Annotated in this window: 11 protein-coding genes and 1 pseudogene; 10 read left to right on the forward strand and 2 right to left on the reverse strand. The window is 72.6% G+C overall.

Annotation, left to right across the window (positions count from 1 at the left end; genetic code table 11):
- The 10 genes and pseudogenes from ACVNF4_RS31245 to ACVNF4_RS31290 all read left to right on the forward strand — a co-directional run.
- Positions 1 to 250 (forward strand): annotated as a pseudogene (locus ACVNF4_RS31245) (phage holin family protein); the annotation flags it as partial.
- A 27-nt stretch (positions 251 to 277) separates the two neighbouring features.
- The gene (locus tag ACVNF4_RS31250; RefSeq protein ID WP_461806247.1) at positions 278 to 1,588 is read left to right on the forward strand and encodes an NAD(P)/FAD-dependent oxidoreductase; all 1,311 of its coding nucleotides are present in this window, start codon (positions 278 to 280) and stop codon (positions 1,586 to 1,588) included.
- An 84-nt stretch (positions 1,589 to 1,672) separates the two neighbouring features.
- On the forward strand, positions 1,673 to 1,945 hold the full coding sequence (locus ACVNF4_RS31255; protein ID WP_461806248.1) for a gas vesicle protein GvpO: 273 nt from the start codon (positions 1,673 to 1,675) through the stop codon (positions 1,943 to 1,945).
- Between the two features lie 34 nt (positions 1,946 to 1,979).
- Complete coding sequence (locus tag ACVNF4_RS31260; RefSeq protein WP_461806256.1) at positions 1,980 to 2,405, forward strand: gas vesicle structural protein GvpA; 426 nt, start codon at positions 1,980 to 1,982, stop codon at positions 2,403 to 2,405.
- Positions 2,402 to 3,130, forward strand: coding sequence for a GvpL/GvpF family gas vesicle protein (locus ACVNF4_RS31265; protein WP_461806249.1), 729 nt, complete (start codon positions 2,402 to 2,404; stop codon positions 3,128 to 3,130). Before ACVNF4_RS31260 ends, ACVNF4_RS31265 begins: the two co-directional genes overlap by 4 nt.
- 4 nt (positions 3,131 to 3,134) lie before the next feature.
- Positions 3,135 to 3,386, forward strand: coding sequence for a gas vesicle protein GvpG (locus ACVNF4_RS31270; protein WP_461806250.1), 252 nt, complete (start codon positions 3,135 to 3,137; stop codon positions 3,384 to 3,386).
- Between the two features lie 73 nt (positions 3,387 to 3,459).
- Positions 3,460 to 3,765, forward strand: a complete 306-nt coding sequence (locus tag ACVNF4_RS31275; protein WP_461806251.1) for a gas vesicle protein — start codon at positions 3,460 to 3,462, stop codon at positions 3,763 to 3,765.
- Positions 3,762 to 4,532, forward strand: a complete 771-nt coding sequence (locus ACVNF4_RS31280; RefSeq protein WP_461806252.1) for a GvpL/GvpF family gas vesicle protein — start codon at positions 3,762 to 3,764, stop codon at positions 4,530 to 4,532. The genes ACVNF4_RS31275 and ACVNF4_RS31280 overlap by 4 nt, the downstream gene beginning before the upstream one ends.
- Positions 4,529 to 4,717, forward strand: a complete 189-nt coding sequence (locus tag ACVNF4_RS31285; RefSeq protein ID WP_461806253.1) for a gas vesicle protein — start codon at positions 4,529 to 4,531, stop codon at positions 4,715 to 4,717. Before ACVNF4_RS31280 ends, ACVNF4_RS31285 begins: the two co-directional genes overlap by 4 nt.
- Complete coding sequence (locus ACVNF4_RS31290; protein WP_461806254.1) at positions 4,714 to 4,998, forward strand: gas vesicle protein K; 285 nt, start codon at positions 4,714 to 4,716, stop codon at positions 4,996 to 4,998. The genes ACVNF4_RS31285 and ACVNF4_RS31290 overlap by 4 nt, the downstream gene beginning before the upstream one ends.
- On the opposite strand, the gene ACVNF4_RS31295 is transcribed toward ACVNF4_RS31290, so the two are convergent.
- A complete protein-coding gene (locus ACVNF4_RS31295; protein ID WP_461806257.1) occupies positions 4,995 to 5,318 on the reverse strand; it encodes a helix-turn-helix transcriptional regulator in 324 nt (107 codons plus the stop codon). The two genes, ACVNF4_RS31290 and ACVNF4_RS31295, sit on opposite strands and share 4 nt — an antisense overlap.
- 105 nt (positions 5,319 to 5,423) lie before the next feature.
- A partial coding sequence (locus tag ACVNF4_RS31300) for a sensor histidine kinase (RefSeq protein WP_461806255.1) occupies positions 5,424 to 5,917 on the reverse strand: 494 nt, incomplete at its 5' end.

Here is a 5,917-nt window from a genome sequence, read left to right on the forward strand (position 1 = left end):
GGGCCTGCCCGGCTGGGTGGCCGCGCTGATCACGGCGGCGGTACTGGGCGTGGCCGCCTGGTCCCTGCGCGGCGCGGCCCGCCCCCACCACCCGGCCGCCGCTCCGGAGAACGGGTCGGAGATCCGCGTCCGGCACCGGGACGACGCCCTGCGCGGCCCCATGCCGACGGGCGCCCCCGGCGTCCCGTACCCGACCGCCGCCGCCCCGCTGCCGGAGAGCACCCCGGACCCCCGGCAGCGCCCGATCTGACACGGAAGCGTCTTCCAGGAGGCACTCATGAGCCGACCCCGCATCGTCGTCGTCGGAGCCGGCTTCGCCGGTTACCGCGCGGCACGTCACCTCTCCCGGACGGCACACGGCCGGGCCGACATCACCGTCCTCAACCCGACGGACCACTTCCTGTACCTCCCCCTGCTGCCGCAGGTCGCGACCGGTGTCCTGGAGCCGCGCCGGATCACGGTCTCCCTCCCCGGCACCCTGCGCGACGCCCGCCTCGTCCTCGGCGAGGCCGACCGCGTGGACCTCGACGGCCGGACCGTGCACTACCTCGACCCGGAGGGCGGTACGGGCGTCCTGCCGTACGACCGTCTGGTGCTCGCCGTCGGCAGCGTGAACAAGCTCCTGCCGGTCCCCGGCGTCGCGGAGTGCGCGCACGGTTTCCGCGGCCTGCCCGAGGCGCTGTACCTGCGGGACCACATCACCCGGCAGCTGGAGCTGGCGGCCGCGGCGGAGGACCCGGCGGCGCGCTGTACGTTCGTGGTGGCCGGCGCGGGCTACACCGGCACCGAAGTCACCGCGCAGGGCCGCCTGTTCACCGACGCCCTACAGCGTGCCCGCCCCCGCCACGAGGCCCTCACGGTCCGCTGGCTCCTCCTCGACACCGCCGCGCGCATCCTCCCCGAGCTGGACGAACGGCTCTCCCGCACGGCGACGCGGGTGCTGGGCGAACGGGGTGTGGAGGTGCGGACGGGCACGTCGGTGAAGGAGGCGAAGGAGGACGGGGTCCTGCTGTCGGACGGCGAGTTCGTGCCCACCCGCACCCTGGTGTGGCGCGTGGGGGTGCGCCCCGATCCGCTCGCCGAGTCCCTCGGGCTGCCTCTGGAGCGGGGCCGGATCCTCGTCGAACCGACCCTCCAAGTGCCGGGCAGGCCCGAGGTGTTCGCGTGCGGGGACGTGGCCGCCGTGCCCGACACGGAGCAGCCGGGCGAGTTCACCGCGATGACGGCCCAGCACTCCTGGCGGCAGGGGAAGGTGGCCGCGCAGAACGTGGCCGCGTCGTTCACCGGCCGCGAGCCGGCGCCGTACCACCACAAGGACTTGGGGTTCGTGGTCGACCTCGGCGGCGGTCAGGCGGCGGCCGATCCGCTGGGCCTGCCCCTGTCCGGGCTCCCGGCCGGCCTGGTCGCCCGCGGCTACCACCTCGCCGCCCTTCCCGGCAACCGGGCCCGCGTCGCCGCCGACTGGGTCCTGGACGCCGTACTCCCGCGTCAGAACGTCCAGTTGGGCCTGGTGCGCGCCGCGTCGGTCCCGCTCGACACAGCGTCACCGGAGCTGGCACGCACCCCGGCCCCGAAATCCGGTCGCTGAAGGTTTGACCAGGGAAATCCGGGCCACTCGGAAGTTGACGGGCACAAGCCCTTCACATACTTCTGAAAAATCGGGGCGTCAATCATGACGGACGGTGACTTACCCGGTCCCGCCGAGGTACTGGACCAAGCCCGGGAGCAGCTCGCGGAGTTGACCGGGACGGTCGCGGAGACCGTGTCGTCCTTCGAACGCACCGACTGCGGCTGGTCGTTGGAGATCGAGGTGCTCGAACTCGCCCGGGTCCCCGACACGATGAGCCTGCTGGCGGGTTACCGGGTCGAACTCGGCCCCGAAGGACAGCTCACGTCCTACCGGCGCGTCCGCCGCTACGAGCGCGGGCGTGCCGATCCGCACTGAACTTCCCCTCACCATGCGAGGAGGCATGGCCGACATGACGGTCGTCCCGGCACAGACCGGCGGTGGAGGCGGTACGAGTGGTCTCTACGACGTCCTGGAACTCGTCCTCGACCGGGGGCTCGTGATCGACGTGTTCGTGCGCGTCTCCCTGGTCGGCATCGAGATCCTCAAGATCGACATACGGGTCGTGGTGGCCAGCGTCGACACGTATCTGCGGTTCGCCGAGGCGTGCAACCGCCTCGATCTGGAGGCGGGGCCGCACCGCGACCCCGGACTGCCCGAACTCCTGGGCGAGATCACCGAGTCGGGGGCGCGCGGCAGGTCGAAGGGCGTGCTCTCGGGCGCGGCCGAGACGGTCACCGACGCGTTCCGGCAGGCCCGTGGCGAGAAGGAGCAGGGCTCCGAACCGAGCCCCCGCCGCAGGAGCACGGCCGCGCGCCGGAAGGAGGAGCAGGAGTGAGCACCTACGTCTACGGCATCGCCGCGCGTTCGCACCCGGCCCTCCCCGAGGGCGCCCAGGGCGTGGGCGATCCGCCGATGACCGTGCGTGTGCTGCGCCAGGGTCCGCTGGCGGTGCTCGTCAGCAACGCCCCCGAAGGGCTGCGGCCCAAGCGCCGGGACCTGCTCGCCCACCAGAACGTGCTGGTCGCGGCGGGTGAGCAGGGTTGTGTGCTGCCGATGCGGTTCGGGAGCGTCGCCCCGGACGACGCCGCCGTCACCGAGGTGCTCGCGGAGCGCGCCGAGCACTACCGGGAGCGGCTGCGGGCGCTGGAGAACAAAGTGGAGTACAACCTCAAGGCCAACCATCTGGAGGAGGCCGTACTGCACCGGGTGCTGGCCGACACCCCGGAGGTACGGGCCCTCGCCGAGGCCAACCGGCGTGCGGGCGGCGGTAGTTACGAGCAGAAACTGCGGCTGGGCGAGCTGATCGCGACGGCCGTGCGGGCCCGGGAGGCGGAGGACGCCGCCGCCGTCCGCACGGCCCTGGAGCCGCTCGCCACCGGCGTCGTCGTGGGCCCCGAGTCCACGGGCTGGCTGGCCAACGTGTCCTTCCTGGTCGACCGGGGCGCCTCGGCGGCGTTCGTGGAGGCGGTGGACGCGTTCCGCACGACGCACTCCCACCTGGAGGTGCGGCTCGGCGGCCCGCTGCCGCCGTACAGCTTCGTGGAGCCCGGACCGGAGTGACGGCGTGGGGCTGATCTCGGAGGTGCTGCTGTTGCCGTTCGCCCCGGTGCGCGGCAGCGCGTGGGTGATCGGGCAGGTGGTGCGGGAGGCGGAGCGCAGCTACGGCGACCCCGCCGCGATCCGTACCGAACTGGCCCGTCTGGAGCGGCTGTTGACGGACGGGTCGATCACGGCCGAGGAGTTCGACCGGGCGGAGGACGAACTCCTCGACCGGCTGGAGACGAGTACACGCACAGGCGACGGGACGCATCGATGAACCGAACGGCACGGGGCCCCGCGATCGGGGCCGGACATCCCGAGGAACCCGACGACACCCCCCGGAGCCCACGGTGACCATGGCGAGCCGGCTCCCCGAGCCCTACAACGGCACCGGCGGCGCCAACCTCGCGGACATCCTGGAACGCGTCCTGGACAAGGGCGTCGTCATCGCGGGGGACATCCGGATCAACCTCCTCGACATCGAACTCCTCACCGTCAAGCTCCGGTTGGTCGTCGTCTCCGTCGACAAGGCGAAGGAGATGGGTATCGACTGGTGGGAGGACGACCCGGCGCTGTCCACCCGGGCCCGCCGGGACCTGCTCGCCCGGGAGAACGCCGAGCTGCGGGCGCGGCTCCAGGTTCTGGAGGAGCCGTGAGCGGTCTGCGCTACGTCTACGCCGTCTGCCCGCCGTTCGACGCGCCGCTGCCGGCCGACCTCACCGGTGTCGTGGGCGAGCCGCCGGCCCGGCTCGTACACGGCTCGCTCGTCGCGGTCGTCAGCCGGGTCCCCGAGGACGTCTTCGGGCAGGAGCCGCTGCGCCGGCACCTGGAGGACCTGGAGTGGCTGACCGCGACGGCCCGCGCGCACGAACGCGTCGTCGACGCGCTCACCACCGTCACCGCTCCCCTGCCGCTGCGCCTGGCCACCGTCTTCCGGGACGACAGCGGCGTCCGCACGATGCTGGCGGAGGGCGAGGACCGGTTCCGGCGGGTCCTGGAGCGGATCGCGGGGCGGGCGGAGTGGGGGGTGAAGGTGTACGCCGTGCCGCAGCCGCCCCAGCGGGCGGCGGGCCCGGTGTCGGGGCGGGAGTATCTGCGGGAGCGGCGGCGCGCGGTCCTCTCCGACGAGGAGTCGTGGGACCGGGCGGAGCGGTTCTCCGCGCGGCTGCACGGCGCGCTGAGCGGGTACGCGGACGCGGTGCGCCTGCGCCCGCCGCAGAACTCCCGGCTCACGCCTGCCGGGCACAGCGACGGGCAGAACACCGGGCGGAACGTCTTCAACGCCGCTTTCCTCGTCCGGCGGGAACTCTCCGAAGGCTTCGTGGAGATCGCGGACGGCACGACGGACGGCCAGGCGGGGGTCCGGGTGGAGCTCACCGGCCCCTGGGCGGCGTACTCCTTCACGTCGGAGGCCGACTTGTGAGCGCGCTCGGACACCGCGAGGTCTCCCTCGTCGACCTGCTGGACCGTCTCCTCGCCGGGGGTGTCGTCATCACCGGCGACATCACCTTGTGCATCGCGGACGTGGACCTCGTCAGGATCGACCTCAACGCGCTGATCAGCTCGGTGACGGACCGCGTGCCGTCGCCCTGGGGGGAACCGGCATGAGTGAACGCCTGCACCTCGACCCCGACACGGTCGAACGCGACCTGGTCCGGCTCGTCCTGACCGTCGTCGAACTGCTCCGCCAGCTGATGGAGCGCCAGGCGGTCCGCCGCTTCGACCAGGGCGACCTCACCGAGGAGCAGGAGGAGCGCGTCGGCCTGACTCTGATGCTCCTCGACGAGCGGATGACGCAACTCCGCGAGCGTTACGGCCTGCGCCCCGAGGAGCTGAACCTGGACCTCGGTCCGCTGGGCCCGCTGCTCCCCCGGGAGCGCCCACGCTAGCCCGCCCTCTCCTGGCGCTCGGCCTCGTCCCTCACCAGCATGGACAGCAGCGACGCCACGGTCAGCCCCGCCTCAGCGGGGTGGCGCAGGACCTTGCCGGGGTCGATCTCGTAGTCGTTGGTCCGACCTCGGCGGGTGTGCGACAGATAGCCGTCCCGCTCCAGGTCCGCGATGATCTTCTGGACGGCCCGCTCGGTGAGCCGGCAGCGGGCCGCGATGTCCCGGATCCGGGCGTTGTGATTGTCGGCGATGGCCGCGAGGACCCGCGCGTGGTTGGTCACGAACGTCCATCCGGTGTGCGGCTCGGGCACTCCATCCACTCCACCCATGAGGCAATCCTAGGTCCCGCCGTTCACGTGTCCAAAAGACCGAATCGGTATTCCGGTATCGCCAGAAGCATCAGGCGAGTACCCGCGCAGCAGCAGTCATACCGATCTCTCCGGCAGCCTCAGCTCCGTCTCCGCACCCCCCTCGGGATGGTTGCGGAACGTCAGCTGCGCCTCCAGGAGCCGTGCCTGCCCGGTGGCGATGGTCAGTCCGAGCCCCGTCCCGCCGGTCCGCTCCCCCGTCCGGAACCGCTGGGGCCCGGAGGCGTGGAGGACCGCGAGGAGGTCGTCCGGGAAGCCGGGTCCGTGGTCCCGCACGCGGACGGCGGGCCCGTCGACGGTGACGACGACCGGCGCGGAGCCGTGCCGCAGCGCGTTCGCCGCCAGGTTCGTCAACACCCGCTCCACGCGCCGCGGATCGGTCGCCACCACGGCGTCCGCCACGACCTCGACACTCACCCCCTCCAGCCCCGACACCGCGCGCCGCGCGACGCTCCCGAAGTCGTGAGGCAGATGGAGCCGTAGCCGCAGGTGGGGGCCGGTGTCGTCGTATCGCGTGAACCACCACTGCGGCTCGTCGCCTTCCCAGTCCC

Source organism: Streptomyces sp. S6 (genome assembly GCF_054880855.1).